The organism is Chelativorans alearensis (assembly GCF_010993735.1).
Taxonomy (GTDB): Bacteria; Pseudomonadota; Alphaproteobacteria; order Rhizobiales; family Rhizobiaceae; genus Chelativorans; species Chelativorans alearense.
On sequence record NZ_WQNI01000002.1, the window covers coordinates 287,322 to 312,424 of the forward strand.

23 protein-coding genes and 1 riboswitch are annotated in these 25,103 nt (G+C 65.6%); of the genes, 8 read left to right on the forward strand and 15 right to left on the reverse strand.

What is annotated here, in order from left to right; all coding sequences use genetic code 11:
* The 3 genes from thiQ to thiB are packed head-to-tail and all read right to left on the reverse strand — an operon-like array spanning position 1 to position 3,361.
* Complete coding sequence (thiQ, locus tag GPJ75_RS04180) at positions 1-750, reverse strand: thiamine ABC transporter ATP-binding protein (protein WP_163265411.1); 750 nt, start codon at positions 748-750, stop codon at positions 1-3.
* A complete protein-coding gene (gene thiP / locus GPJ75_RS04185; protein ID WP_163265413.1) occupies positions 747-2,384 on the reverse strand; it encodes a thiamine/thiamine pyrophosphate ABC transporter permease in 1,638 nt (545 codons plus the stop codon). The genes thiQ and thiP overlap by 4 nt, the downstream gene beginning before the upstream one ends.
* Positions 2,360-3,361, reverse strand: a complete 1,002-nt coding sequence (gene thiB, locus GPJ75_RS04190) for a thiamine ABC transporter substrate binding subunit (protein WP_163265415.1) — start codon at positions 3,359-3,361, stop codon at positions 2,360-2,362. Before thiB ends, thiP begins: the two co-directional genes overlap by 25 nt.
* Before the next feature lie 41 nt (positions 3,362-3,402).
* Positions 3,403-3,506, reverse strand: a riboswitch (TPP riboswitch).
* Positions 3,507-3,590: 84 nt separating this feature from the next.
* Here thiB and GPJ75_RS04195 point away from each other — a divergent pair.
* The 5 genes from GPJ75_RS04195 to GPJ75_RS04215 all read left to right on the forward strand — a co-directional run bounded on the left by GPJ75_RS04195 (position 3,591) and on the right by GPJ75_RS04215 (position 9,103).
* A complete protein-coding gene (locus tag GPJ75_RS04195; RefSeq protein WP_163265417.1) occupies positions 3,591-4,238 on the forward strand; it encodes a thiamine diphosphokinase in 648 nt (215 codons plus the stop codon).
* 1 nt (position 4,239) lies between these two features.
* The gene (locus GPJ75_RS04200; protein ID WP_163265419.1) at positions 4,240-6,051 is read left to right on the forward strand and encodes an ABC-F family ATP-binding cassette domain-containing protein; all 1,812 of its coding nucleotides are present in this window, start codon (positions 4,240-4,242) and stop codon (positions 6,049-6,051) included.
* A gap of 62 nt (positions 6,052-6,113) precedes the next feature.
* The gene (locus tag GPJ75_RS04205) at positions 6,114-6,938 is read left to right on the forward strand and encodes a DUF2066 domain-containing protein (protein WP_163265421.1); all 825 of its coding nucleotides are present in this window, start codon (positions 6,114-6,116) and stop codon (positions 6,936-6,938) included.
* A gap of 93 nt (positions 6,939-7,031) precedes the next feature.
* Entirely contained in the window at positions 7,032-7,973 is a 942-nt protein-coding gene (locus GPJ75_RS04210; protein ID WP_163265423.1) for a tyrosine recombinase XerC, read from the forward strand.
* Between the two features lie 62 nt (positions 7,974-8,035).
* Positions 8,036-9,103 (forward strand): TraB/GumN family protein, encoded by a 1,068-nt coding sequence (locus GPJ75_RS04215; RefSeq protein WP_163265425.1) that lies wholly within the window; start codon positions 8,036-8,038, stop codon positions 9,101-9,103.
* 120 nt (positions 9,104-9,223) lie between these two features.
* Here GPJ75_RS04215 and lpdA read toward each other — a convergent pair whose 3' ends face one another.
* The 12 genes from lpdA to GPJ75_RS04275 all read right to left on the reverse strand — a co-directional run bounded on the left by lpdA (position 9,224) and on the right by GPJ75_RS04275 (position 22,390).
* A complete protein-coding gene (lpdA, locus tag GPJ75_RS04220; protein WP_163265427.1) occupies positions 9,224-10,636 on the reverse strand; it encodes a dihydrolipoyl dehydrogenase in 1,413 nt (470 codons plus the stop codon).
* A 47-nt stretch (positions 10,637-10,683) separates the two neighbouring features.
* A complete protein-coding gene (locus GPJ75_RS04225; RefSeq protein ID WP_163265430.1) occupies positions 10,684-11,295 on the reverse strand; it encodes a LysE family translocator in 612 nt (203 codons plus the stop codon).
* 120 nt (positions 11,296-11,415) lie between these two features.
* Positions 11,416-12,978 carry a 2-oxoglutarate dehydrogenase complex dihydrolipoyllysine-residue succinyltransferase gene (odhB, locus tag GPJ75_RS04230; RefSeq protein WP_163265432.1) on the reverse strand — a complete coding sequence of 521 codons (1,563 nt, stop codon included), beginning with the start codon at positions 12,976-12,978 and terminating at the stop codon, positions 11,416-11,418.
* Between the two features lie 135 nt (positions 12,979-13,113).
* Positions 13,114-16,098 (reverse strand): 2-oxoglutarate dehydrogenase E1 component, encoded by a 2,985-nt coding sequence (locus GPJ75_RS04235; protein WP_163265434.1) that lies wholly within the window; start codon positions 16,096-16,098, stop codon positions 13,114-13,116.
* Positions 16,099-16,230: 132 nt separating this feature from the next.
* Positions 16,231-17,136 (reverse strand): succinate--CoA ligase subunit alpha, encoded by a 906-nt coding sequence (gene sucD, locus GPJ75_RS04240; RefSeq protein ID WP_163265436.1) that lies wholly within the window; start codon positions 17,134-17,136, stop codon positions 16,231-16,233.
* An 8-nt stretch (positions 17,137-17,144) separates the two neighbouring features.
* Positions 17,145-17,516: a cupin domain-containing protein gene (locus tag GPJ75_RS04245; RefSeq protein ID WP_163265438.1), complete on the reverse strand. Its 372-nt coding sequence runs from the start codon at positions 17,514-17,516 to the stop codon at positions 17,145-17,147.
* Between the two features lie 25 nt (positions 17,517-17,541).
* Positions 17,542-17,988, reverse strand: coding sequence for a PIN domain-containing protein (locus GPJ75_RS04250; protein ID WP_343036159.1), 447 nt, complete (start codon positions 17,986-17,988; stop codon positions 17,542-17,544).
* Positions 17,891-18,187, reverse strand: a complete 297-nt coding sequence (locus GPJ75_RS04255; RefSeq protein WP_159586221.1) for a hypothetical protein — start codon at positions 18,185-18,187, stop codon at positions 17,891-17,893. Before GPJ75_RS04255 ends, GPJ75_RS04250 begins: the two co-directional genes overlap by 98 nt.
* A 53-nt stretch (positions 18,188-18,240) precedes the next feature.
* Positions 18,241-19,434 (reverse strand): ADP-forming succinate--CoA ligase subunit beta, encoded by a 1,194-nt coding sequence (gene sucC, locus GPJ75_RS04260; RefSeq protein ID WP_163265442.1) that lies wholly within the window; start codon positions 19,432-19,434, stop codon positions 18,241-18,243.
* A 10-nt stretch (positions 19,435-19,444) separates the two neighbouring features.
* Positions 19,445-20,410 carry a malate dehydrogenase gene (mdh, locus tag GPJ75_RS04265; protein WP_163265444.1) on the reverse strand — a complete coding sequence of 322 codons (966 nt, stop codon included), beginning with the start codon at positions 20,408-20,410 and terminating at the stop codon, positions 19,445-19,447.
* A 205-nt stretch (positions 20,411-20,615) separates the two neighbouring features.
* Complete coding sequence (gene zapE / locus GPJ75_RS04270; protein WP_163265446.1) at positions 20,616-21,785, reverse strand: cell division protein ZapE; 1,170 nt, start codon at positions 21,783-21,785, stop codon at positions 20,616-20,618.
* A 68-nt stretch (positions 21,786-21,853) separates the two neighbouring features.
* On the reverse strand, positions 21,854-22,390 hold the full coding sequence (locus GPJ75_RS04275) for a protease inhibitor Inh/omp19 family protein (protein ID WP_163265448.1): 537 nt from the start codon (positions 22,388-22,390) through the stop codon (positions 21,854-21,856).
* A 236-nt stretch (positions 22,391-22,626) separates the two neighbouring features.
* Here GPJ75_RS04275 and GPJ75_RS04280 point away from each other — a divergent pair, with 236 nt between their 5' ends.
* From GPJ75_RS04280 to mtaB, 3 genes are all read left to right on the forward strand, one after another.
* Positions 22,627-22,788, forward strand: a complete 162-nt coding sequence (locus GPJ75_RS04280) for a DUF1328 family protein (RefSeq protein WP_163265450.1) — start codon at positions 22,627-22,629, stop codon at positions 22,786-22,788.
* 143 nt (positions 22,789-22,931) lie between these two features.
* A complete protein-coding gene (gene dapF, locus GPJ75_RS04285; RefSeq protein WP_163265452.1) occupies positions 22,932-23,813 on the forward strand; it encodes a diaminopimelate epimerase in 882 nt (293 codons plus the stop codon).
* Positions 23,813-25,096, forward strand: a complete 1,284-nt coding sequence (gene mtaB, locus GPJ75_RS04290) for a tRNA (N(6)-L-threonylcarbamoyladenosine(37)-C(2))-methylthiotransferase MtaB (protein ID WP_163265454.1) — start codon at positions 23,813-23,815, stop codon at positions 25,094-25,096. Before dapF ends, mtaB begins: the two co-directional genes overlap by 1 nt.
* The last annotated feature ends 7 nt before the right edge of the window (positions 25,097-25,103 follow it).

Below are 25,103 nucleotides of genomic sequence, written 5' to 3' on the forward strand. Positions count from 1 at the left end.
CTATTGCGGCGCCTTTCGTGTGCCCAGATAGCGGTCAAAGGCCGCCGGTCCTCTTCTGCCTGAAAGGAAATCCATCGTCGCCCCCACACCGGCGATGGCGCCGTTTTCCAAGAAGACCAGCGTCTTCGACAGGCGCTCGGCGTCGCGCGGGTCGTGGGTGGCCATGAGGATCGTCATCGCCTGCTCGCGGTGGAGCGCGGCGATCAGGTCCAGCATCTCGTCGCGCAGCGCCGGGCCCAGCGAGGCGAAGGGCTCGTCGAGCAAAAGCACCGGCCGCTCGCGTACCAGCACCCGCGCCAGCGCCACGCGCTGCCGCTCACCGCCGGAAAGCGCATGCGGCAGCCGCTCTTCCTTGCCGGCAAGCCCGGTGCGGGCGAGCGCGTCCGTGACCGCCATCTGGTCGACACTGGAAAGGCGCAAGCCCGCCGAGCGGCCGAGCCCGACATTCTGCGCCACGGTGAGGTGGGCGAAGAGGTTGTTTTCCTGGAACACCATCGAGACCGGGCGCCGGTGCGGCGGCAGGTGGGTCACGTCTTCGCCGCCGATCAGCACTCGGCCGGCATCGGGCGCCTCGAACCCGGCGATCAGGTTCAAAAGCGTCGACTTGCCGGAACCGCTCGGCCCCATCAGCGCCACGATGTCCGAGGCACCGATCTTGAGGTCGAAGCGCATCGCCGCCCCGCCGGAATAGGCGAAGCGCAGGCCCTCCAGCCGGATGGCGGCGCCGCCGGGATCGTCATGCCGCGTCATCCCCTTCCCTTACCCCAGCGCGTGGCGGCGAACATCAGCCCCAGGCATAAAAGCCCCAGGAAAAGTGCGATGCCGGCGGCATCCGCGGTGCGGTAGCTGCCCATGCGCTGCAACAGCAGATAAGGCAGCGTCTGCACCCGGTCGCTGCCGAACAGCGCGATGACGCCGAGGTCTCCGAGCGACAGCGCCATGGCGAAGGCGAAGGCAGTTGCGGCCGGCTTCCTGAGCGCCGGCCAGTCGACGAGGCGAAGCCGGTTCCAGCCGGAAATGCCGAGCGCTGCGCACAGTTTCTCATGCCGTGCGCTCGCCGCGTCGTAGGCGGGCCGCACGGCGCGCATGGCAAAGGGCATCGCCATGACGGCGTTCACCGTCACCACCATCACCGGCGCGAAGGCGAAGACGTCGCCGAAATGCCGCAGCAGGACGAACCAGCCGGCACCGATGACGATCGGCGGCACGATCAGCACCATCGCCGCGCCGGTGTCGCTCATGCGCTCGAGGAGACCCGGCACCGGGGCCGCGCGGGCAAGCTCCAGCGCGCGGCGCGCCATCACCAGCGATAGGGACAGAAGCAGGCACAGAAGGGCGGCGAGGGCGGAAAGCACGAGGCTCGTCGCCGTCGCCGATAGCACGGCGTTCTCGCCGGCGAGGCGCCCGAGGTCGGCCTGCAACCCGGCAATCACCGTCGCCGCCATCGGCCCCGCCACGAAGGCGAGCGCCAGGAGGATGATGGCGGCGTTGAAGCCTTTTTCCCCGCGTCCGGGAAACAGCGCCCGGCGCGGCGCCACGGGCAGGCTCGCATCGCCCGTCATGGCGGCGCCCAGGCGGGCCAGCGCCAGCACGATCGCCCCCGTCAGCGCCACCTGCACCAGCGTCAGCGCAATGGCCCGCGCAGGGTCGAAATCGAAGCGCAGCGCCTGGTAGATCGCCACTTCGAGCGTCGTCGCCCGCGGCCCGCCGCCAAGCGTCAGAACGATGGTGAAGGAGGTGGCGCACAGCATGAAGACGAGCCCCGCCACGCCGGGAAGGGCAGCGCGCAGGACCGGCCACTCTATGAAGCGGAAGGAGGAAAAAGCGCCCATACCGAGCTGTGCGGAAAGCCGCCACTGGTCCGCCGGCACGTTTTCAAGCGCGGCCAGGAAGAGGCGCGCGGCAAGAGGCAGATTGAAGAAGACATGGGCGACCAGAATGCCGGAAAGCCCGTAGATGCCCGGCCAGCGCTCTTCCGACAGAGCGGAGAACAGCGGTGCGAAATAGCCGGCCCGCCCGTAGAGCGCCAAAACGCCGAGGGCGGCGACGATGGCCGGCAGTGCCAGCGGCACGGCGAAAAGCTGCAGGATGAGGCCGCGCCCGAAGAAGCGCGGGTGGCGTGCCAGCGCCCGCGCCACGAGGATCGCCGGGGCAACCGAAAGCAGCGTCGAGAGTGCCGCCTGCCACAGCGTGAAGCGGGCCACCCGTACGAGATAAGGATCGAAGGCCGAAAGCGCGCTCCGCCAAGCCGTCAGCGCTTCCTGCCCGAGCCCGAAAAAGGCCCCTCCGATGAGAAGGCCGATCACCGCCAGCGCCAGCACGCCGGCGGCAACGCGGCCCTGTCCCTGTCGCCGTGCCGTCACCGGCTCATCACGGACAGCCACTCATCGACCCAGGCCTTGCGGTTTTCCGCCACCTCTTGCGGGGAGAAGAGCAGCGTCTCGGCCGGCTCCACCAGTTCATCGAAGGCCGGGTTCAACGGCTTGGAGGTCTCTCCCACCGGGAACATCCAGTTGGTCTCGGGAATGGCGTCCTGGAAGCCGGGGCCGGTCATGAAGGTGAGGAATTCTTCGGCAAGCGGATTGTCCGCTCCCTTCACCGTCTTCGCCGCTACCTCCACTTGCAGATAGTGCCCCTCCTCGAAGGCCGCGGCCGCATAGCGTTGGGTCCCCTCGGCGATCCGGTGATAGGCGGGCGAGGTGGTGTAGGACAGCACCATCGGCACCTCGCCGCCGGTGAACAGCCCGTAGGATTCGCTCCAGCCCGGCGTCACCGTCAGTACCTTGTCCTTCAGCTTCGCCCAGGCGTCGGCCGCCTCGTTCCCATACACCGCTTTTACCCACAAGAGCAGGCCGAGCCCCGGCGTGGAGGTGCGCGGGTCCTGGATGGCGATCTTCAGGTCGTCGTCCGCCTCCACCAGCGCCTTCAGGCTCTGCGGCGGGCTGTCGAGGGCTTCCGTGTCGTAGACGAAGGCGAAATAGCCATAGTCGTAAGGCACGAAGACGTCGTCGGAAAAGCCGTCCGGCACCTCGACCCTGGAAAGATCGATGTCGTGCGGTGCGAACAGCCCCGTCTCCTTCGCCTCATGGGTCAGATTGGTGTCGAGCCCGAGCACGATATCGGCCTGCGTGTCCGCGCCTTCGAGCCGCACCCGGTTGAGCAACGCCACTCCGTCGGCCACCGAAACGAACGCGAGGTCGCAGCCGCATACCGCCTCGAACGCCTTCTCCACCACCGGGCCGGGGCCCCAGTCGGCGGTGAAGCTTTCATAGGTGTAGACGGTGAGCTTTTCCTGGGATCGCGCGCCGCCAGCGGCAACCAGGCCCAATGCGCATATCGCGCTTGCAACAATCCAGCGCATCAGCGCCTCCTCTCTTTCGTTCCAGGGGAATGAGGCGCCTTGCAATCGCAGCGTCTAATCCCTCCGCCGGTGCAAACCGGATCAGGTTCAGCGGGTTGGCACATGCCTCTCAGCCGGTCGGCAGCCGGCACCCCGTTAGAGCGAACGGGAAGATAGAGCGGGGTGGTGTGGAGCGCAAGTGGACACGCCGCTTCCGCTTCCCCCGCCCGCCGTGCTAATGCCCGCGTCCATGAGCCGATTTGCCATCCTGCTTGGCGGCGAGCTTCGCCGCACGCCTGAACTCGACGCCCAGATTGCCGGGGCTCGCGTCATCGCCGCCGATTCCGGCATGCGCCATGCCGAGACGCTTCGTATCACCCCGGAACTGTGGACGGGAGATTTCGATTCGGTATCCGACGGGCTGAGCGAGGCGTTCGCGCACGTGCCGCGCGAGGTCCACCCTAGAGACAAGGACAAGACGGACGGCGACATCGCCATCGAGGCGGCGCTCGGCCTCGGCGCCACCTCGCTGGTGCTCGTCGGCGCCTTCGGCGGGGCACGCCCCGACCACGGCTACCTGCACCTTACCCAAGCGGTGCGGCTTGCCGAGGCTGGCGTGCCGACACTACTCACCAGCGGCGCGCAGGAAGGGCAGCCGCTCACCACCGGCCACCGTCACAGTTTCGACTATGCCGAGGGAACGCTGTTCAGCATTCTCGCGTTCACCGCGCTTTCGGGCCTCACCGTCGAGGGGGCGAAATGGCCGCTCGACGCGGTGGGGGTTCCCTTCGGCTCCTCACTGACGCTCTCAAACGAGGTGCACGGCCAGCTTGCCGTCACGCTGCGCAAGGGCCGGGCGCTGATCATCGTTCATCTCCACGGGCCGGAAAAGGGCTGACATGGCGCCGCCGCTTCTGAAGCTCGATGATATCCACCTCACATTCGGCGGCACGCCGCTGCTTGCCGGCGCCTCGCTGATGGTGGGGCCGGGCGAGCGCATCGCCCTTGTCGGGCGTAACGGCTCGGGCAAATCCACTCTCTTGAAGATCGCGGCCGACCTCGTGGAGGCGCAATCGGGCGAGGTGTTCCGGCAGCCAACGGCCACCATGCGCTATCTGCCGCAGGCGCCGGACTGGCAGGGCTTTTCCACCGTTCGCGCTTATGTCGAGGCGGGGCTGGGGCCGGCCGACGATATAAACCGCGTGGCGCTGGTGCTGGGCAAGCTGGGGCTGACGGGGGAGGAGGAGCCGGCTTCGCTCTCCGGCGGCGAGGCGCGGCGGGCCGCACTCGCCAAGGTTCTCGCACCGCAGCCTGACCTGTTACTTCTCGATGAGCCGACGAACCACCTCGACCTCGCCACCATCGAATGGCTGGAGGAAGAGCTTTCCCGCTCCTCTTCGGCGCTGGTCATGATCTCCCACGACCGCCGCTTCCTGGAGCGCGTCAGCCGCGCCACGGTGTGGCTCGACCGCGGCACGACTCGGCGGCTCGACAAGGGCTTCGCCCATTTCGAGGATTGGCGCGACAAGCTCCTGGAGGAGGAAGAGCGCGACCAGCAGAAGCTCGGCCGGCAGATCGCCCGTGAGGAGCACTGGCTGCGCTACGGGGTGACAGCCCGGCGCAAGCGCAACGTGCGCCGTCTCTCCGAGCTTCAGGACATGCGCGCCCGCCACCGCTCCCATCGCGGGCCGGAGGGCACCGCAGTCATGACGGCGAGCGATGCTGCGGAATCGGGCAAGCTCGTCATCGAGGCCAAGGGGATCGAGAAGCGCTTCGGCGACCTCACCGTGGTACGCGACTTCTCCACCCGCATCCTGCGCGGCGACCGGGTGGGTCTCGTCGGTCCCAACGGGGCGGGCAAGACGACCTTGCTCAAGATGCTGATCGGCGTCACCGCGCCCGATGCTGGCTCGCTGCGTCTCGGCGCCAACCTGGAGGTCGCTACCCTAGACCAGAACCGCGCCGCCCTCGATCCGAACGAGACGCTGGCCCACTTCCTTACCGACGGGCGCGGCGACAGCGTGGTGGTCAACGGGCAAGAGCGGCACGTCGTCTCCTACATGCAGGACTTCCTCTTCAAGCCCGAGCAGATGCGCACGCCCGTGCGCGAGCTTTCCGGCGGTGAGAAGGCGCGGCTGGTGCTGGCGCGGCTCCTTTCCCGACCGGCCAACCTTCTGGTCCTCGACGAGCCCACCAACGACCTCGACATGGAGACGCTCGACCTCCTGCAGGAACTGGTGGAAGGCTTCCCCGGCACCGTCATCCTGGTCAGTCACGACCGCGACTTCCTCGACCGCACCGTCACCACCACCATCGCGCCGGAAGGCGATGGGCGGTGGACGGAGTATGCGGGCGGATATTCCGACATGATGGCGCAGCGCAAGGGTGTCGGGCTGGCCGGCCGCAAGGCGCGCCCGCCCGAGCAGGCGGGCAAACCGGCCGTGCCGCGCCGGGAGCCGAAGCCGGGGACGAAAAAACTGTCCTACAAGCAGAAATTCGCCCTGGAGACCCTGCCTTCGAGGATCGAGGCGCTCGGTGCAGAGATCGGCGGGCTGGAGGAAAAGCTCGCCGACCCCACGCTCTATGCCCGCAACGCGGCCGCTTTTTCACAGCTCACGAAGGAACTCGATGAAAAGCGGGGCGAGCGTGAGCGGCTGGAGGAGGAGTGGCTGGAACTCGAGATGCTGCGCGAGGAGATGGAAGGTGGATAAAGACAGGCTTTCTGCCGGAGCCGCCTGTGCTATCTTGCCCGCCTCCAGCCGCAGTGTGTCTCATGCCCACCGCCGTCGTCAGATCGACCATCTCGCTGTCTATCGCGCTTTCGCTCTTCCTCGCGGCAAGTGCCCGCGCACAGGAGCCGGATCGGCTCTACAGTGCTGCGACCATCATCACCGGCACGCTGGCAGCGGAGAGACAGCGCGGCTTTGCAGCCTGCCTGGAAGAGGTGCTGGCAAAAGTCTCCGGCGACACCAGCCTTGCCGGCTCACCCGAGGCGGCGGAACTTGGCAAGCGGGCGGCGGAGTTCGTCGAGACCTATTCGCTGCGCGACCGCATGGCGGGCATTCCGGTGCACGACGAGCAGGGGACGCGTGAGCGGCCGCACGTCCTCGAGGTGGACTTTTCGCCGGCAAAGATCGATGAGGCGCTCGACGCGCTGGGCCGCGCGCCATGGACGGAGCGGCCGGTCATCACACTTCTCATCGGTATCGACAACGGCGCGCGGCGGTTCGTGCTGGCGCGTGATTCCGCCCGTGGCACCGGCCAGCGGGAGGCGCTTTCGGAGATTGCAGGGCGCCTCGGGCTGAAGGCAAAGCTGCCGGGCGAGGCGATGCTTGCGGCAGTGCCGATCGACCACGCATCATTGGGCGCGACGAGGATCGACGGGCTGGAGACCGTGCGCGAAGCGCTCGGCGGCGAGGTCGTTTTGAGCGGGATGCTGGCGTGGGACGAGACGGCTTTTCGCTGGACATCGACCTGGCAGCTCGTCTCGGAGAACGGGGCGGAAGCGTGGGAGGCCACCGGCGTTTCCTTCGATGCCGTCTTCCGGGAGGCATTGGCCGGGGCGATGCGGATCCTGTCGAGCGAGAGCCGGAGATAGCAAGGCACTCTTCACCCGATGCTAACCCCAAGGGGTGACAGTGCCTGCCTGACGGCGGGGCCATCGCCCCTGAGATTTAGCCTCGGGTGAAGAATGAGCGAAGAATTTCTCGTTTCGGCAAAGCCCGACCTGCAAAGGGCGCGCGCTGCGTGGCTGACCGCACTCAGCCAAGAGCGGCGGCTGGCGCGGCTGACAGTGGAAGCTTATGAGCGGGACACGCGGCAGCTTCTGCAGTTTCTCACCGGCCATTGCGGCGGCGCGCCGGGGATAGCCGAGATCGCCGACCTGCGGCCGGCGGACCTGCGCGCTTTCCTGGCCTCGCGGCGCACCGGCGGCGCCGGCGCGCGCACGCTCGGCCGGGGGCTTGCCGGCATCCGCTCGCTGCTGCGCTATCTGGAGCGGCGCGGGCTGGTGAATGCGGCGGGTGCGGGAGCGCTTCGCGCGCCACGGGCGCCGAAGGGCCTGCCGAAGCCGCTGACGGCGGCCGACGCGCGGCGCGTCGCCTCCGGCGAGGGGCAGCTTGCAGAGGAGCCATGGGTCGCCGCGCGCAATGCCGCCGTGCTGGCGTTGCTCTACGGCGCGGGCTTGCGCATCGGCGAAGCGCTTGCCCTTAGGGGCGGAGACATCGCGACGGCCGGAGACAGCACGCTGCGCGTGACGGGCAAGGGCGGTAAGACCCGGGTGGTGCCGGTGCTGCCTGTCGTCTTCCAGGCCATTGCCGAATACCGCCGGCTCTGCCCTTATCATCTCAGCGCCGAGGCGCCGCTTTTCCGCGGAGCGCGGGGCGGAGCCCTGCAGCCGGCCATCATCCAGCGCGAGATGAAGAAGATGCGCTCGGCACTCAACCTGCCGGAGACGGCAACGCCGCATGCGCTCCGCCACTCCTTCGCTACCCATCTGCTTGGCCGCGGCGGCGACCTGCGCGCCATCCAGGAGCTTTTGGGCCACGCCAGCCTGTCGACGACGCAGGTCTACACGGCAGTCGATACCTCGCGGCTCCTGGAGATCTACGACAATGCGCATCCGCGTGCGTGAAGAGCGCAATTTGCATGGCCGGCTTAACTGTTTTGCCGTTTTCGTGCGGTAACAACGAACCCATGAACCGAACCCGTGCTATCGCCGACCGCGTTGCCGCCCTTTCCCTGAGCCTCGTGGCGGCGGTCAATCTCCTGTTCGTACTGTTCTTCGCGGCGGTGCTGGTTCTTGTCAGCGGGCGCGCCCGCGCCGAGGAGGTGGCCTGTGAGGGCACCAATCTCGTCGAAGCGCTTTCCGAGCGCGATCCGGCGCGTTTGCGGCGGATGCGGGAGGAGGCCGCGGCCACGCCCAACGGCCAGGGGCTATTGTGGCGTGTCGAGGGGAGGGACGGCCCACCCTCCTTCCTATTCGGCACAATGCACATGACGGACCCGCGAGTGGTGGCGATGCCGGCCGCAGCGCAAGCCGCCTTCGCCGCGGCGGATACCGTCGCCATCGAGACCACGGACCTGCTCGATGAGAAGGCGTTGATGGCGGCTCTGGCGGAAACGCCGGAGCTGATGATGTTCCCACCCGGAGAGGCGCTGACCGACCATCTGACGCCCGAAGAGCAGGAGCGGCTTCGCACCGCTCTCCAAACCTACGGCGTGCCGCTCCAGAGCGTCGTCAAGCTGAAGCCGTGGATGCTTCTCTCGCTCGTCGCGCAACCGGCCTGCGAGGTCGAGCGGCAGGAGGCGGGCGCGGTGGTGCTCGACGACAAGCTTGCACGAGACGCGAGGGCGGCGGGCAAGCGGCTTGTCGGCCTCGAAACGGCGAGAGAGCAGTTTTCGGCCATAGCCTCGCTGCCGATGGAGATGCATATCGAGGGGCTTATCAGCACGATCGACCTGGGCGAGAACGTGGATGACGTCACCGAAACCATGATCGGGCTCTATCTCGACGGCGAGATCGGCATGGTCCTGCCGGCGATCACGAGCCTGCTGCCGCAAGGCGCACAGTTCGCAGCCGGCTCCGCGGCCTTCGAGGAGAAACTGATCAAGGCCCGCAACAGGGTCATGGCCGAGCGAGCCATTCCCCTGCTCGAAGAGGGCGGAGCCTTCATCGCCGTCGGCGCGCTGCACCTGCCGGGCGAGACAGGGCTTGTCGCGCTGCTGCGCGAGGAAGGCTACACGGTCAGCCGCGCCGACTAACGCATCGGCTCGAAAATCGGAATCGATTTTCGAGAAGCACGATGCGTAGATTCAATCACCTACAGCGTCCTTTGTGCGTCCTAAAGGACGCACAGTGCTGTAAGGTCGGCGCGCTTCCAATCAGGAATGGATCGGCTTGTCGAAGGTGGCGAGCGCGGCCTCCTTGACCGCTTCCGACATGGTCGGGTGGGCATGGCAGGTGCGGGCGAGATCCTCGGACGAGCCGCCGAACTCCATCAGCACCGCCGCCTCGTGGATCATCTCTCCGGCGCCGAAGCCGACGATATGCGCGCCGAGCACGCGGTCGGTCTTCTTGTCGGCGAGGATCTTCACGAAACCGTCCGTGTGCAGCATCGAGCGGGCGCGGCCGTTGGCGCTGAAGGGGAACTTGCCGGCGTTGTATTCCACGCCTGCCTTCTTCAATTCCTCCTCCGTCTTGCCGACGGAGGCGATCTCGGGGCTCGTATAGACGACGCCGGGGATGACGTCGTAGTTCACATGGCCGGCCTGGCCGGCGATGATCTCGGCAACGGCGACGCCCTCATCCTCGGCCTTGTGGGCGAGCATCGGACCGGCGATCACGTCGCCGATGGCGTAGATGCCCTCGACATTGGTGCGCAAGTGCCCATCGGTCTTCACGCGGCCGCGCTCGTCCACCTCAACGCCCGCTTCCTCCAGCCCCAGCCCGTCGGTGAAGGGCCTGCGGCCGGTGGCCACCAGCACGACGGCGGCCTCGACGGTTTGTGACGCATCGCCGTTGGTCGGCTCGAAGGTCACCTTGGCGCCCTTGCCGGCCTTGGAGACGTCCGTCACCTTGGCGCCCAAGTGGAAGGTGAAGCCCTGCTTGATGAGCATGCGCTGGAACTGCTTGGCCACCTCGCCGTCCATGCCGGCGAGGAGGGTGTCGAGATATTCGACGACCGTCACCTTGGCGCCCAGCCGCGCCCACACCGAGCCCAACTCCAGCCCGATGACGCCGCCGCCGACCACCACCATGGTCTCCGGCACCTTGGTCAGCTCCAGCGCGCCGGTGGAGGAGACGATCACCTTCTCGTCGAACTTGACATCGACGCCGGGAATGCCGGCGACGTCCGAGCCGGTGGCGATGACGATGTTCTTCGTCTCGACCGTCTCTTCCTTGCCGTCCTCGCCGGCGACCACCACCTTGCCGGCGGCGGCGATCCTGCCGGTGCCGCGGAAGACGTCGATCTTGTTCTTCTTCATCAGGAAGTCGAGGCCCTTGACGTTCTGCTCGACCGTCTTGTCCTTGTGGGCCAGCATCTTTTTCAGGTCGAATTTCGGCTTGCCGACGTCGATGCCGAGGTCGGCAAAGGAATGCCCTGCCTCGGCGAACATCTCGGTGGCATGCAGCAGCGCCTTCGACGGGATGCAGCCGACATTGACGCAGGTGCCGCCATGGTTCGGCCGCTTCTCCACCACTGCCGTCTTCAGGCCGAGTTGGGCTGCCTTGATGGCGCAGACATAGCCTCCAGGGCCGGTTCCGATCACGACGACGTCGTAGGTGGTGGGCATCGTTCTCTCCGTTTGGGGTGGAAGGCGGCGTGTGGGTTCGGTGAGGATTATCGGTCGGCGAAGGCGAGGCGCAGGCCAAAGCCGGCAAAGGCGGCGGCCGTCGCGCGCCGCATCCACTTCATCACCGTCTCGCTTCTCAAGACCTTCTCGCCGACAAGGGCGGCGAAGCCGCCATAGACGAGGAAGACGGCAAAGGTCATGGCCATGAAGACGGCGCCGAGGATGAGCATCTGGCTGACCGAGCCGGCGGCGGGATCGATGAACTGCGGTAGGAAGGCGAGGAAGAAGAGGGACAGCTTCGGGTTAAGAATATTGATCAGGAAGCCGGTCCTGACGATCGCCATCGCGGCCAGCGGCCGGCGTTCGCCGGCATTGATCCTGAGCGGGCCCGCTTCCTTCAGGGTCTGCCAGGCGAGATAGAGAAGATAAGCGACGCCGGCGAGCTTGATCGCCTGGAACAGCAGCGCACTCGTGTGGAGAAGGGCGGCAAGGCCGACAACGGAAGCGAAAAGGGCCGGCAGGATGCCGAGCGTGCAGCCGAAGGCAGCAGCGAAGCTCGCCCTGCGTCCGTTAGCAAGGCCGGTGGCGACGGTGTAGACGACGCCGGTGCCGGGGATGAGGATGACGATCAGGGAGGTGACGAGGAACTCGATGCTCATCGGCGGGACTCCGGGGAGGAGGGGTGGGACGGTCGGCTATCCGGAAAGGTCGACGCCCCTTCGCGTGACACAGAATCGTCGTCTCCGGACATGAGCAAGTCCCCCTGACCCTTCCTTATCCTAAAGATCGAGCACCAGCCGCTCCGGGTCCTCCAGCACCTCCTTGACGCGCACGAGGAAAGTCACCGCTTCCTTGCCGTCGACGATGCGGTGATCGTAGGAGAGCGCCAGGTACATCATCGGGCGGATCTTGATCTCGCCGCCGACGACCATCGGCCGCTCCTGTATCTTGTGCATGCCGAGGATGCCCGACTGCGGGGCGTTCAGGATCGGTGTCGACATGAGCGAGCCGTAGACGCCGCCATTGGAGATGGTGAAGGTGCCGCCCTGCATCTCGGCCATCGACAATTTGCCGTCGCGGGCGGCCGCGCCCAGCCGGCCGATCTCCTTCTCGACCTCGGCGATCCCCATGCGGTCGGCATCGCGCACGACCGGAACGACAAGGCCGCGCTCGGTGCCGACGGCGACGCCGATGTGGCAGAAATTCTTGTAGATGATGTCGGTGCCGTCGATCTCGGCGTTCACCGCCGGGATCTCATGCAGCGCGTGGCACACCGCCTTCGTGAAGAAGCCCATGAAGCCCAGCTTTACGCCGTGTCTCTTCTCGAACAGGTCCTTGTACTTCTTGCGCAGGTCCATCACTGCCGTCATGTCCACCTCGTTGAAGGTGGTGAGCATGGCAGCCGTCTGCTGCGCCTCCTTGAGCCTGCGGGCGATTGTCTGGCGCAGGCGCGTCATCTTCACGCGCTCCTCGCGCGCCTCATCTTCGGCCGGCGCGGGCGCACGGGCGACCTTCGGCGCCTCGGCGGGCTCGCTGGGCGCGGCACGGCCGCGCTGCTCCATCGCTGCCAAAACGTCGCCCTTGAGCACCTGGCCGTCCTTGCCGGAGCCGGCCACCTCGGAGGCCTTCAGCCCCTGCTCCTTCAACAGCTTGGCGGCGGAGGGCGCGGGCGGACGGGCCGTTTCCCTGGCGCCGGTCTCGTTTTCGGCGGGCGCTGCCGCTGCCTCGCCGCTTTCCCTCTTCACGGCGGTGCTGTCTGCCACGCTTTCCTCGATGCGGGCAAGAAGGGCGCCGACCTGAACCTCGTCGCCCGTCTTCACCATAAGCTCGCGCAGCACGCCGGTGACAGGCGCCATGATCTCCTGAGCGGCCTTGTCGGTCTCCAGCTCCAGGATGGCCTCGTCGGCCTTCACCACGTCGCCGACCTTCTTGTATATCTCGCCGACCTCGGCCTCGGTGACGGATTCGCCGGCCGAAGGCACATTGACCTCGACGATCTTGCCGCCCGCGCCGGCCGGTCCTTCGACTTTCTCCGCTTTCACCTGTCCCTCTTCCTTTTCCTTCTTCGCGGGCTTTTCCGCAGGCTTCTCGGCGCCGGCAGCCTTGCCGTCGGCGATGGCACCCAGAAGTGCGCCGACCTCCACCGTTTCGCCTTCCTTGACGGCGACCTCCTCGAGTGTGCCGGCGGCGGGCGCGGGGACCTCGACGGTCACCTTGTCGGTCTCCAATTCGACGATCGGCTCATCGATCTTGATGGCGTCGCCGACATTCTTGAACCAGCGGCCGATGGTCGCCTCGGTGACGGATTCGCCCAGTGTGGGAACGCGGATTTCGGTGGCCATGGATCTGTTTCCGTTGGTTCTGTTCGATCGGTTGCTAGATCGTGATGCCTCTTCGTGGAATCGGTATCACGATCTATCTATTTGTTTCAGCATGACCTTATCCGAAAACCGGTATCCACTTTTCGGGGTCATGCCCTAGCTGCCTAACGCGTCCTCCAGGAAGGCCGCAAGTTGCTCCATGTGTTTCGACATGAGCCCCGTCGCCGGCGAGGCGGAGGCCGGGCGGCCGGTGTAGCGCACGCGCTGGCGTTTGGCCTCGATGTGCTGCAGCACCCATTCCAGATACGGGTCGATGAAGGACCAGGCGCCCATGTTCTTGGGCTCCTCCTGGCACCAGACCATCTCCGCATTGCGGAAACGCGACAACTCGGTGATCAGCGCCTTCGCCGGGAAGGGGTAGAGCTGCTCGACACGCAACAGGTAGACGTCGTTGATGCCGCGCTTCTCGCGCTCCTCGTAGAGGTCGTAATAGACCTTGCCGGAGCACATGACGACGCGGCGGATCTTCGAATCCTTGACGAGCTTGATCTCCTTGTCGAGATACTGCGCATCGTCCCACAGGAGCCGGTGGAAGGAGCTCTCGCCGGACATCTCCGGCAGGGTGGAAACCGCCCGCTTGTGGCGCAGGAGCGACTTCGGCGTCATCAGGATGAGCGGCTTGCGGAAGTCGCGCTTCAACTGCCGGCGCAGGATGTGGAAGTAGTTTGCCGGCGTGGTGACGTTCGCCACCTGCATGTTGTCCTCGGCGCACATCTGCAGGAAACGCTCCAGGCGCGCGGAGGAGTGCTCCGGCCCCTGGCCCTCGTAGCCGTGTGGCAGGAGGCAGACAAGGCCCGACATCCTGAGCCACTTGCGCTCGCCGGACGAGACGAACTGGTCGAAGACGACCTGGGCGCCGTTGGCGAAGTCGCCGAACTGGGCTTCCCAGAGCGTCAGCGCGCGCGGCTCTGCCAGCGAGTAGCCATATTCGAAGCCGAGCACGGCCTCCTCCGAGAGCATCGAGTTGATGACCTCGTAGTAGGACTGCTGGGGCCCCAGATTGTTGAGCGGGATGAAGCGGCTCTCGTCGCGCTGATCGTAAAGCACTGAGTGGCGCTGGGAAAAGGTGCCGCGCTCGGAATCCTGGCCGGACAGGCGCACCGGATTGCCCTCCAGAAGAATTGAGCCGAAGGCGAGCGCTTCGGCCGTTGCCCAATCGATGCCTTCGCCCGACTCCATCATCTTCCTGCGGTTGTCGAGGAAGCGCTGGGCAGTGCGGTGGACCTCGAAACCCTCGGGTACCTCGGTCAGCTTCTTGCCGATTTCCTTCAGGGTCTTCACCGGAACGGCAGTCTTGCCGCGGCGCTGCTCGTCCTCGTTGTCGGCTTTTCTCAAGCCGGACCAGGCGCCGTCCAGCCAGTCGGCCTTGTTGGGCCTGTAGGATTGGCCGGCCTCGAACTCGGCTTCCAATTGGGCGCGCCAATCCGCCTTCATCCGCTCGATCTCGTCTTCGGTGACGAGGCCCTCGTCCAAGAGCTTCTTGGAATAGATCGCGCCGGTCGTCGGGTGCTTGCGGATCTCGCGATACATGATCGGCTGCGTGAATGCCGGCTCGTCGGCCTCGTTGTGGCCGTAGCGGCGGTAGCAGAACATGTCGATGACGACAGGCTTGTGGAACTGCATGCGGAACTCGGTCGCCACCTTTGCCGCATAGACGACCGCCTCCGGGTCGTCGCCGTTTACGTGGAAGATCGGCGCTTCGACCATCTTCGCCACATCCGAGGGATAGGGCGAGGAGCGCGAGAAGCGCGGATTGGTGGTGAAGCCGATCTGGTTGTTGATGATGAAATGCACCGTACCGGCGACGCGGTGCCCTTTGAGGCCGGAAAGGCCGAAGCACTCGGCCACCACGCCCTGCCCGGCGAAGGCGGCGTCGCCGTGCAGCAGCAGCGGCATGACACGGGCGCGCTCGGGCAGCGGCACGACCTCCTCGCGCGTGCGGCCATAGACCTGGTCCTGCTTGGCGCGCGCCTTGCCCATGACGACCGGGTTGACGATCTCCAGATGCGAGGGGTTGGCCGTCAGCGACAGGTGCACCGTGTTGCCGTCGAACTCGCGGTCGGAGGAGGCACCGAGGTGGTATTTCACATCGCCGGAGCCCTCCACGTCGTCAGGGGTGAAGGAGCCGCCCTTGAACTCGTGGAAGATGGCGCGGTGCGGTTTGGCGAGGACCTGGCTGAGCACATTGAGGCGGCCGCGATGGGCCATGCCGAGCACGATCTCCTTCAGGCCTAATTGGCCGCCGCGCTTGATGATCTGCTCGAGCGCCGGGATCAGCGCTTCGCCGCCATCGAGGCCGAAGCGCTTGGTTCCCTTGTATTTCACATCGATGAACTGCTCGAAGCCTTCCGCCTCGATCAGCTTCTGCAGGATGGCCTTCTTGCCGTTGGCGGTGAAGTCCACCCCTTTGTCCGGCCCCTCGATGCGCTCCTGGATCCAGGCTTTCTCCTCGGGGTTGGAGATGTGCATGAACTCGACGCCCAGCGTCGAGCAATAGGTGCGCTTGAGGATCGCCAGCATGTCGCGGATGGTGGCGGTCTCGAGCCCGAGAACGTTGTCGATGAAGATGGGGCGGTCGAAATCGCCCTCGGTGAAGCCGTAGGCCTCGGGCGAGAGCTCGTTATAGTCCTCCAGCGGCTTGGCGATGCCGAGGGGGTCCAGGTCGGCGTGCAGATGCCCGCGCATGCGGTAGGCACGGATCATCATGATGGCGCGGACGGAATCTCGTGTGGCGCGCTGCACCTCGGCTTCCGTCATCGCGGCGCCTATCTTGGCCGCCTTTTCCCTTATCTTGTTGTCGAAATGGCTCTCCAGCGGCCCCCAGTCGCCGTCAAAGGCCGAGACCAGCTCGCCGTTGGCGGTGATCGGCCAGCCCTTCTTCTTCCACGAGGCGCCGGCGGCGGCCTTCTTCACGTCCGCCGCGCTGTCCTTGAGTTGGCTGAAATAGGCCCGCCAGTCCTCATTGACCGAAGCCGGATCGGCCTCGTAGTCGGCGTAGAGTTCCTCGATATAGGCGGCGTTGCCGCCGTAGAGGAAGGATGTGAGGGAGAATTCGTCGTTGGCCTGATCTTGCCGTGCCATCTGTCTTAACCGGGTTTTTCGCCGGTCTCCTGTTTTATAGTGAGTAGTGAGTAGGGAATAGTGAGTGGTAGCTCTTCGCCCGCTCACGTCGCTCATTCACTACTCTCTACTCACTATTCCCTACTCACTCACTTACCCTCGGATCGCCTCGACCAGGGTTTTTCCAAGGCGCGCGGGCGAGGGCGAGACCCTGATGCCGGCGCGCTCCATGGCTTCGATCTTGTCTTCGGCGCCGCCCTTGCCGCCGGAGATCACCGCGCCGGCGTGGCCCATGGTGCGTCCGGGAGGGGCAGTGCGGCCGGCAATGAAGCCGGCCATCGGCTTCTTGCGGCCCTTCTTCGCCTCGTCCAGGATGAACTGCGCTGCATCCTCTTCCGCCGAGCCGCCGATCTCGCCGATCATGACGATGGATTCCGTCGCCTCGTCGGCCAGGAACATCTCCAAAACGTCGATGAACTCCGTGCCCTTTACGGGGTCGCCGCCGATGCCGACGGCCGTCGTCTGGCCGAGCCCCTCGTTGGTGGTCTGGAACACGGCCTCATAGGTAAGCGTGCCCGAGCGCGATACAACGCCCACCGAGCCCTTCTTGAAGATGTTGCCCGGCATGATGCCGATCTTGCATTCGTCGGGGGTCAAGACACCCGGGCAGTTCGGCCCGATCAGGCGGGAGTTCGACTTGTCGAGCCGCGCCTTGACCTTGACCATGTCCATCACGGGAATGCCTTCGGTGATGCAGACGATGAGCGGGATTTCCGCCTCGATCGCCTCGACGATGGCCGCGGCCGCGCCTGCCGGCGGCACGTAGATCACGGAAGCGTTCGCCCCCGTCTTCTCCTTGCCCTCGGCCACGGAGGCGAAGATCGGCAGCTGCGCGCCGCTTTCGACCGAGCCCCAGGTCTCGCCGCCCTTCTTCGGGTGGACGCCGCCCACCATCTTCGTGCCGTTATAGGCAAGCGCCTGCTCGGTATGGAAGGTGCCGGTCTTGCCGGTGAGGCCCTGGACGAGAACCCTGGTGTCTTTGTTGACGAGGATGGACATTCTTTCTCCTAAAGCCGCTTTAACTCGGTGACAGTCAAATCACTCTCGGCGTTGCCCGTGTTGAGGGTCGTGGCAGGCTCGAACATGAGGACGACGGGCTCGGGGGTGAGCGAGCGGGGGCGATGCTCGACAGTCTTCGGCACGACGACGAACTCGCCCTCGCCCAGTTCGACGGAGCCGTCGCGGAAGTCGATGGCGATGCGGCCGCGCAGCACGAGGAAGGCCTCGTCCTCGTTGTCGTGGGCGTGCCAGTCGAACACCTCGCCGAACTTGGCAATCTTGACCTGCGAATCGTTCACGTCGCCTGCGATATGGGGATCGAAGACCTTGTGAATCTGCCGGTCGGCGGCGTTCAAGAGATTGATCTTTCGGGGTGGCATCGGGCTCGTTCTTCTGCGATGGCTATCACTGTTCGAGAAACGGGTTCACGGCTCGGACGGACCCGTAAATCTGATTGTGGTTGAGGTCTTCGGTGTAGAAAACGGGCGCACCAAGCCGCTCCGCCGCGCCGAGCAGCGCGGCGTCGTAGTATTTGAGCTGGTACCTTCTGGCCATGCGAAGCCCAGCGGCGACATAGGCCTGATCGACTGGCACGAACGGAAGCTGCCCGAGAAATGCCAACCATTGGTCCACCACACCGTCATTGGCGAGAGACTTGCGGCGCGCGACGTTGGCAAACTCGGCAAGCGTCTGACCCGACACCCCGAAAAGCGTCCCGAGAACGAGGTCATGTGCGATGTCGTGACGAAGCGGATCAAGTGTCCTCTCCGAAGCCGCGTAGAGGAGGACGTTCGAGTCGAGAAAGCATTCGATCCTCTCGTTCGGCATAGATCTCGTCCCGGTTCCACTCATAGGCAGGCCCTAAATCGAGAGGCCTTTCTTCCATCAGCCGTCGCATGCCTTCCTTCGCCCACGCGATCCGATCTTCCTGCTCGACCTCGTGGGCAAGCAGGCCGCGGACCATCGCGTTGAGCGTGGTCTTCCGCTTCTCGGCGAGCTTGCGGGCCTGCTCGAGCAGTGTCTCGTCAATGGCCAGCGTCACGTTCTTCATCGCAACCTCCACATAATCGCACAGTCTTAATATGTGTGATTATGTGTAAAATCTCAACTCCCGACCGCCGCAACGATCTTCTTCGCCGCGTCGTCGAGATCGTCGGCGGGGATGACGTTCAGCCCGCTCTCCGAGATGATCTTCTTGCCGAGCGCGACATTGGTGCCCTCGAGCCGCACGACCAGCGGCACCTTCAGGCCCACTTCCTTCACAGCGGCGATGACACCCTCGGCGATCACGTCGCAGCGCATGATGCCGCCGAAGATGTTGACGAGGATGCCCTTCACGTTCGGGTCGGCGGTGATGATCTTGAAGGCGGCCGTCACCTTCTCCTTCGAAGCGCCCCCGCCGACGTCGAGGAAGTTGGCGGGCTCTGCGCCGTAGAGCTTGATGATGTCCATGGTCGCCATGGCAAGGCCGGCGCCGTTCACCATGCATCCGATATTGCCGTCGAGCGCCACATAGGCGAGGTCGTATTTGGAGGCCTCGATCTCCTTCTCGTCCTCCTCCGTCGTGTCGCGCAGCGCGACCACGTCCTCGTGGCGGAAGAGGGCGTTGTTGTCGAAGGAGACCTTGGCGTCGAGCACGCGCAGGCGGCCGTTCTCCATGACGATCAGCGGGTTCACCTCCAGAAGGCTCATGTCCTTCTCGGTGAAGGCCTTGTAGAGGATGGGGAACAGCGTCTCGCCGTCCTTCGCCGCATCGCCTTCGAGCTTCAGTGCGGCGTTGAGCTTGGCGATATCCTCCGCCGTCACGCCCTTTTCCGGATCGATGGCCAGCGTCAGGATCTTTTCCGGCGTCTCCTCGGCCACCGCCTCGATGTCCATGCCGCCCTCGGTGGAGACGACGAAGGCCGGGCGGCCGACCGTGCGGTCGATCAGGATGGAGAGGTAAAGCTCGCGGTCGATGTCGGCGCCGTCCTCGATATAGAGGCGGTTCACCTGCTTGCCCTCGGGGCCGGTCTGCTTGGTGACCAGCGTGTTGCCGAGCATTTCGCCGGTGTGGGCAACCACTTCCTCGACGCTCCTGGCAAGCCGCACGCCGCCCTTGGCGTCGGGGCCGAGCTCCTTGAACTTGCCCTTGCCGCGCCCGCCGGCGTGGATCTGGCTCTTCACGACGTAGAGCGGCCCGGGCAGTTTTCCGGCTGCTGCCTCCGCCTCTTCCCGCTTGAAGACCGGAACGCCCTCGGCGACGGGGGCGCCGTAGCCCTTGAGCAGCTGCTTGGCCTGGTATTCGTGGATGTTCATGGGCCGGGTCCTACTTCTTCAGGTTGGGCGCGATCTCCGCGCAGGCCTCGCACAGGCCGGCAACGGCTCCGACCGAGCTTTCGAACATCTTCTGCTCGGCCTTGTTGAGGTCGATCTCGATGACACGCTCGATGCCGTCGGCGCCGATCACTGCCGGCACGCCGACATAGAGGTCCTTGACGCCGTACTGGCCGGAAAGGTGGGCCGCACAGGGCAGGACGCGCTTCTTGTCCTTCAGGTAGCTCTCGGCCATGGCGATGGCCGCGGACGCGGGAGCGTAATAGGCCGAGCCCGACTTCAGAAGGCCGACGATCTCTGCCCCGCCGTCGCGCGTGCGCTGGACGATCTCATCGATCTTCTCCTTCGAGGTCCAGCCCATCTTGACGAGGTCGGGGATGGGGATGCCGGCGACGGTGGAGTAGCGCGTCAGCGGCACCATCGAATCCCCGTGGCCGCCCAGCACGAAGGCCGTTACATCCTCCACGGAGACCTTGAATTCCTCGGCGAGGAAATGGCGGAAGCGGGCGGAGTCGAGCACGCCGGCCATGCCGACGACATGGCTCTTCGGCAGGCCGGAGAATTTCTGCAGCGCCCAGACCATGGCGTCGAGCGGGTTGGTGATGCAGATGACGAAGGCTTTCGGCGCGTATTTCCTGATGCCGGCGCCCACCTGCTCCATCACTTTCAGGTTGATGCCGAGAAGGTCGTCGCGGCTCATGCCCGGCTTGCGCGGCACGCCGGCGGTGACGATGCACACGTCGGCCCCCTCGATCGCCGCGTAGTCGTTGGCGCCGAGATACTTGGCGTCGAAACCTTCGACCGGGGAGGACTCGGCGATGTCGAGCGCCTTGCCCTGCGGGATGCCTTCGGCGATATCGAACAGGACGACATCCCCCAGTTCCTTCAGGCCCGCCAGATGGGCGAGCGTGCCGCCGATCATGCCGGAGCCGATGAGAGCGATCTTATCGCGAGCCATGTGGTGAAAATCCCCTATTCCATTTGGACGCGCCGGGAGTGTGGAAATCCGGCAATTACAGGGTTTCGGGCTGGACGAGGCGAAGCCCGAGGATCTCGATTGGCATAGTTGGTCACGGAAAGAAATTCAACCGATTATTTTCGCCTCTATGTTTTCAATCGGTTAGATGCGTTTGGATTTACGTAAACGTCAATAATTCTCCCGCTCAGGCGACGGAAGCCGCTGCCCGAGCGCCTTTTTCCACCCAGTCGCGGCTCTGCATTTCCGTGAGACGCGAGGCGGTGCGCGAGAACTCGAAAGCCTCCGTGCCGGAGGGTGCGCTGTAAAGCTCGTCGGGGGCCGCTTCCGCCGAGAGGAAGAGGCGGACGCGGCTGTCGTAAAGGGTGTCGATAAGCAGGATGAAACGCTTTGCCTCGTTGCGCTGCGCTGGCGCCATCACCGGCACGCGGTCGATGAAGAGCGTATCGAAGCGGTCGGCGATGGCGAGGAAGTCGCGGGCACCCAGCGGTTGCTGGCAAAGGTCGGCGAAGGTGAAGCGGGCGGCCCGCCCGGCGGCGCGCGGGACCCTCACCTTGCGGCCCTTCACGGCCAGTTCCTCCGCATGTTCCTCGCGTCCGTCCGTCGCCGTCTCCCACGCCTCGTCCATCATGCGCTCCGTCTCGGCGTTCAGCGGGGTCATATATATCGGCAGGCGGTTGAGCTTTTCCAGCCGGTAATCCGTCGCAGCATTGAGGTGCAGAACCAAGGTGTGGCGCTTCAGGATGTCGATGAAGGGCTCGAACAGGCCGCGGTTCAGGCCGTCGCGGTAGAGGTCCTCCGGTGCCACGTTGGATGTGGCGACCAGCACGACACCCTTGGCGAAAAGGGCGGAGAAGAGGCGCGAAAGGATCATGGCGTCGGCGATGTCCGTCACCGAGAACTCGTCGAAGCAAAGGACCCAGGCTTGCTTGGCGAGGTCTGCGGCAACCGGGGGGATCGGGTCCGTCTCGCGCGCCTCGCCGTTCTTCAGGGCCTCGCGGTGGCGGGCGATGCGGTCGTGCACATCGGCCATGAAGTCGTTGAAATGGGCGCGCCGCTTGCCACGCACGGGGAGGAGCTCGAAGAAGAGGTCCATGAGCATGGTCTTGCCGCGCCCCACGCCGCCGTGGATATAGAGCCCGGTGACGGGGCCGTTCTTGCGGCGTTTGGCGAAGAGCCAGCCGAGCGCGCTCGACTTGCGGGCCAGCCGCCGCTCCTCGATGCGGTCGATCAGCCGGTCGAGCGCGGCCGTCACCTTCTCCTGCGCGGCATCGCGGGTGGCCACGCCGGTTTCCACCATATGGGCGTAGCGCTGCGCGACGGTGGGGTGCGTCACAAGACCGTCGCGCAGGGACATGGGCGTTACCGGAAAGAGGCTGACAGGTTCATGGAAATGGCGGGGCGCGGCCGCGCCCCGTCTGCGGTTTAGCGGGAAAGCGAGACGGGCATGCCGGTCGTTGTCTGGCCGTCGAGGCGTTCGCCGCCGCTCGAATAAAGGCGCGCGATGGTGTCGCCGGCATCGTTGTATATCTCGAGCTGCTTTCCTGCGAGATCCCAACCACGCATATCGGCGAGCGCCCCCGAACAGCCGCGCGTGCCGCCGCGGGAAGCGTTGCCGTATTTGGTGAGCGTCAGGAACATCTGGCAGCTGGAGCCGCCCGAGTTGACCGACCAGGAGCCGAGCAGGCTGTTTTTGTCGATCGCGGGTGCCGCCGCTGCTGCTGCCGCTTGCGCTTCAGGATCGAGCGCTGCGACGTCGGTCCCCGTCTGGTTGGGTGCGGCGGGGAATGCGCCGGCGCTTGGCGCGGTGGGTGGGGGAAGCTGGCTCCCGATCACCGTGCCCGAAGGCGCGGGCGGCAACGGCGCCGGCGACTGCGGCGAGCCGAAGCGGCTGGACTGGCAGCCTGCCAAGCCAAGCGCCAACAGCGAGATGGCGAGAATTCCGGTTTTCGAGTGTAGCATCCCTCTCTCCGTTTTGGGCCGACCGTTTTGGGCCGAACGTCCGCGCCCTCGATCGCACTCCTGTTTGCGCTCAATCGTGGCGAAGATTGGAAATTATCACACACCGTCATGGTTAAGAACCGGTTTCCGTAGAGAAATTACCCGCTGTGCACGCACTGCGTGTGCCGAAAAGGCGGGGAACCGGCTGCGGGAGATCGCGTTATTGCAAGACGTTCGTTCTTGCGAAGGCCATTTCCATGCTCAAATGGATACTCATTCTTCTTATCGTCGCTGCCATAGCGAGCCTTCTCGGCCTCAACAGTATTGCCGGCGCGGCTATGAACGTGGCAAAAATCCTCATCCTCCTCGTCCTTGTCCTGTTCCTGCTCGCCGTCCTCGGCATCATCGCCATAGCCTGAACTGGTCTAACCCGTTGTTTTGTCACAATTCCGGGCGTAAAACCGATCCCACATGTCCCGGAGTTGCTCCAAGACCCTGCGTGTCTGGTAATTTGCGGCGCCATCCGCCATATAGGCGCCAAACCCCGGCGGGATCGGAACCCATGGCGGAACTGGCACAATTCGCAAAGATGAACGGGCTCGGCAACGAAATCATCGTTGCCGACATGCGCGGGCGCGCAGATCGCGTGCTGCCAGCCGCAGCCGTTGCGCTCGCCGCCGATCCGGCAACCCGTTTCGACCAGATCATGGCCATCCACGACCCGAAGGCGCCGGGCACCGACTATTATGTCGAGATCATCAATTCCGATGGCAGCATGGCGCAGGCCTGCGGCAACGGCATGCGCTGCGTCGTCCAGGCGCTTTCCGCCGAGACCGAGCGGAGCCGCTTCACCTTCGAAACGGTCGCCGGCGTGCTCGACGCAGAGGAGCATACGGATGGGCTGATCTCCGTCGATATGGGCCGGCCGCGCTTCGGCTGGCAGGAGATACCGCTGGCCGAAGAGTTCCGCGACACGCGCATGATCGAATTGCAGGTGGGGCCGATCGACGCGCCGGTGCTGCATTCGCCTTCCGTCGTATCGATGGGCAATCCGCATGCGGTCTTCTGGGTGGACGGCGATGTGAACGCCTACGACCTGGAACGCTTCGGCCCGCTTCTCGAGCATCATCCGATGTTTCCCGAGCGTGCCAACATCACCATCGCCCACGTGACGGCGCGGGATGCCGTGACCATCCGCACCTGGGAGCGTGGCGCGGGGCTGACGCGGGCCTGCGGCTCCGCTGCCTGTGCGGTGGCCGTCGCGGCGGCGCGCACGGGGCGCACGGGACGGCAGGTCACGGTCACAGTTCCGGGCGGGCCGCTCGACATCCTCTGGCGCGGAGACGACCACGTGGTCATGACCGGGCCGGCGGAATGGGAGTTTTCCGGCCGCTTCGACCCGGCAACGGGCGAATGGGAACGCGAGAGGGAAGGGGCGGCCTGATGGCGGTGGATGTCGTCACCTTCGGCTGCCGGCTCAACGCCTACGAGTCCGAGGTCATCAAGCGCGAGGCCGGCGCGGCGGGGCTCGGAAGCCTCGACGGCGGCGCCGTCGTCATCAACACCTGCGCTGTGACGGCGGAGGCCGTGCGCCAGGCGCGGCAGGCGATCCGCAAGGCCAGACGCGAGAACCCGGAGGCCCGTATCATCGTCACCGGATGCGCGGCGCAGACGGAGCCGACCACCTTCGGCAAAATGGAAGAGGTGGACCTCGTTCTCGGCAACGAGGAGAAGCTGCAACGCCATAGCTATCGCGCGCTGCCGGATTTCGGCGTCAACCGGTTCGAAAAGGTGCGCGTCAACGACATCATGGAGGTGCGCGCGACCGCCTCGCACATGGTGGACGCCATCGAGGGGCGGGCGCGCGCCTTCGTGCAGGTGCAGAACGGCTGCGACCACCGCTGCACCTTCTGCATCATCCCATACGGGCGCGGCAATTCCCGCTCCGTGCCCATGGGCGCGGTGGTGGACCAGGTGAAGCGCCTGGTCGACAACGGTTATACCGAGGTGGTGCTGACGGGTGTGGACCTGACGAGCTATGGTGCGGACCTGCCCGGCAGCCCACGGCTCGGCCGGTTGACCCGGGCGATCCTGCGGTATGTACCGGAATTGAAGCGGCTCAGGCTTTCCTCCATCGACTCCATCGAGGCGGACGCCGACCTTATGGCGGCGCTCGCCGAGGAGGAGCGGCTCATGCCGCATCTGCATCTGTCGCTGCAGGCGGGCGACGACATGATCCTGAAGCGCATGAAGCGGCGGCATCTGAGGGCCGATTCCATCCGTTTCTGCGATGAGGTGCGTCGGCTCAGGCCCGACGCTGTCTTCGGCGCGGACATCATCGCCGGCTTCCCGACCGAGACGGAGGCGATGTTCCAGAACTCGCTCAGGATCGTCGAGGAATGCGGGCTCACACATCTGCACGTCTTCCCCTTCTCGCCGCGCGAGGGCACACCGGCGGCGCGTATGCCGCTACTGCCGCACGCGGTGGTGAAGGAGCGCGCGGCACGGCTGCGGGCGGCGGGCGACGGGGCGTACCGGTCGCACCTTATGGCGCTCGAGGGCACGCGGCAGCGCGTTCTCGTTGAGCGTAAGGGCCTCGGCCGCACGGAAGGCTTCACCCTTGCCGCCATAAAGGCCGGCAAGCCCGGCGAGATCGTCGACGCCTTTATCACGGGACACGACGGCGCGCGGCTGACGGCAGTTCCCGCGGAACGGGCAGCGGCTTGAGAGCGTA

Coding starts and splice junctions, on each gene's coding strand:
- thiQ (WP_163265411.1), bottom strand. CDS start 750: ATGACGCGGCATGACGATCCCGGCGGCGCCGCCATCCGGCTGGAGGGC.
- thiB (WP_163265415.1), bottom strand. CDS start 3,361: ATGCGCTGGATTGTTGCAAGCGCGATATGCGCATTGGGCCTGGTTGCC.
- GPJ75_RS04195 (WP_163265417.1), top strand. CDS start 3,591: ATGAGCCGATTTGCCATCCTGCTTGGCGGCGAGCTTCGCCGCACGCCT.
- GPJ75_RS04200 (WP_163265419.1), top strand. CDS start 4,240: ATGGCGCCGCCGCTTCTGAAGCTCGATGATATCCACCTCACATTCGGC.
- GPJ75_RS04205 (WP_163265421.1), top strand. CDS start 6,114: ATGCCCACCGCCGTCGTCAGATCGACCATCTCGCTGTCTATCGCGCTT.
- GPJ75_RS04210 (WP_163265423.1), top strand. CDS start 7,032: ATGAGCGAAGAATTTCTCGTTTCGGCAAAGCCCGACCTGCAAAGGGCG.
- GPJ75_RS04215 (WP_163265425.1), top strand. CDS start 8,036: ATGAACCGAACCCGTGCTATCGCCGACCGCGTTGCCGCCCTTTCCCTG.
- lpdA (WP_163265427.1), bottom strand. CDS start 10,636: ATGCCCACCACCTACGACGTCGTCGTGATCGGAACCGGCCCTGGAGGC.
- GPJ75_RS04225 (WP_163265430.1), bottom strand. CDS start 11,295: ATGAGCATCGAGTTCCTCGTCACCTCCCTGATCGTCATCCTCATCCCC.
- odhB (WP_163265432.1), bottom strand. CDS start 12,978: ATGGCCACCGAAATCCGCGTTCCCACACTGGGCGAATCCGTCACCGAG.
- GPJ75_RS04235 (WP_163265434.1), bottom strand. CDS start 16,098: ATGGCACGGCAAGATCAGGCCAACGACGAATTCTCCCTCACATCCTTC.
- sucD (WP_163265436.1), bottom strand. CDS start 17,136: ATGTCCATCCTCGTCAACAAAGACACCAGGGTTCTCGTCCAGGGCCTC.
- GPJ75_RS04245 (WP_163265438.1), bottom strand. CDS start 17,516: ATGCCACCCCGAAAGATCAATCTCTTGAACGCCGCCGACCGGCAGATT.
- GPJ75_RS04250 (WP_343036159.1), bottom strand. CDS start 17,988: ATGAGTGGAACCGGGACGAGATCTATGCCGAACGAGAGGATCGAATGC.
- GPJ75_RS04255 (WP_159586221.1), bottom strand. CDS start 18,187: ATGAAGAACGTGACGCTGGCCATTGACGAGACACTGCTCGAGCAGGCC.
- sucC (WP_163265442.1), bottom strand. CDS start 19,434: ATGAACATCCACGAATACCAGGCCAAGCAGCTGCTCAAGGGCTACGGC.
- mdh (WP_163265444.1), bottom strand. CDS start 20,410: ATGGCTCGCGATAAGATCGCTCTCATCGGCTCCGGCATGATCGGCGGC.
- zapE (WP_163265446.1), bottom strand. CDS start 21,785: ATGTCCCTGCGCGACGGTCTTGTGACGCACCCCACCGTCGCGCAGCGC.
- GPJ75_RS04275 (WP_163265448.1), bottom strand. CDS start 22,390: ATGCTACACTCGAAAACCGGAATTCTCGCCATCTCGCTGTTGGCGCTT.
- GPJ75_RS04280 (WP_163265450.1), top strand. CDS start 22,627: ATGCTCAAATGGATACTCATTCTTCTTATCGTCGCTGCCATAGCGAGC.
- dapF (WP_163265452.1), top strand. CDS start 22,932: ATGGCGGAACTGGCACAATTCGCAAAGATGAACGGGCTCGGCAACGAA.
- mtaB (WP_163265454.1), top strand. CDS start 23,813: ATGGCGGTGGATGTCGTCACCTTCGGCTGCCGGCTCAACGCCTACGAG.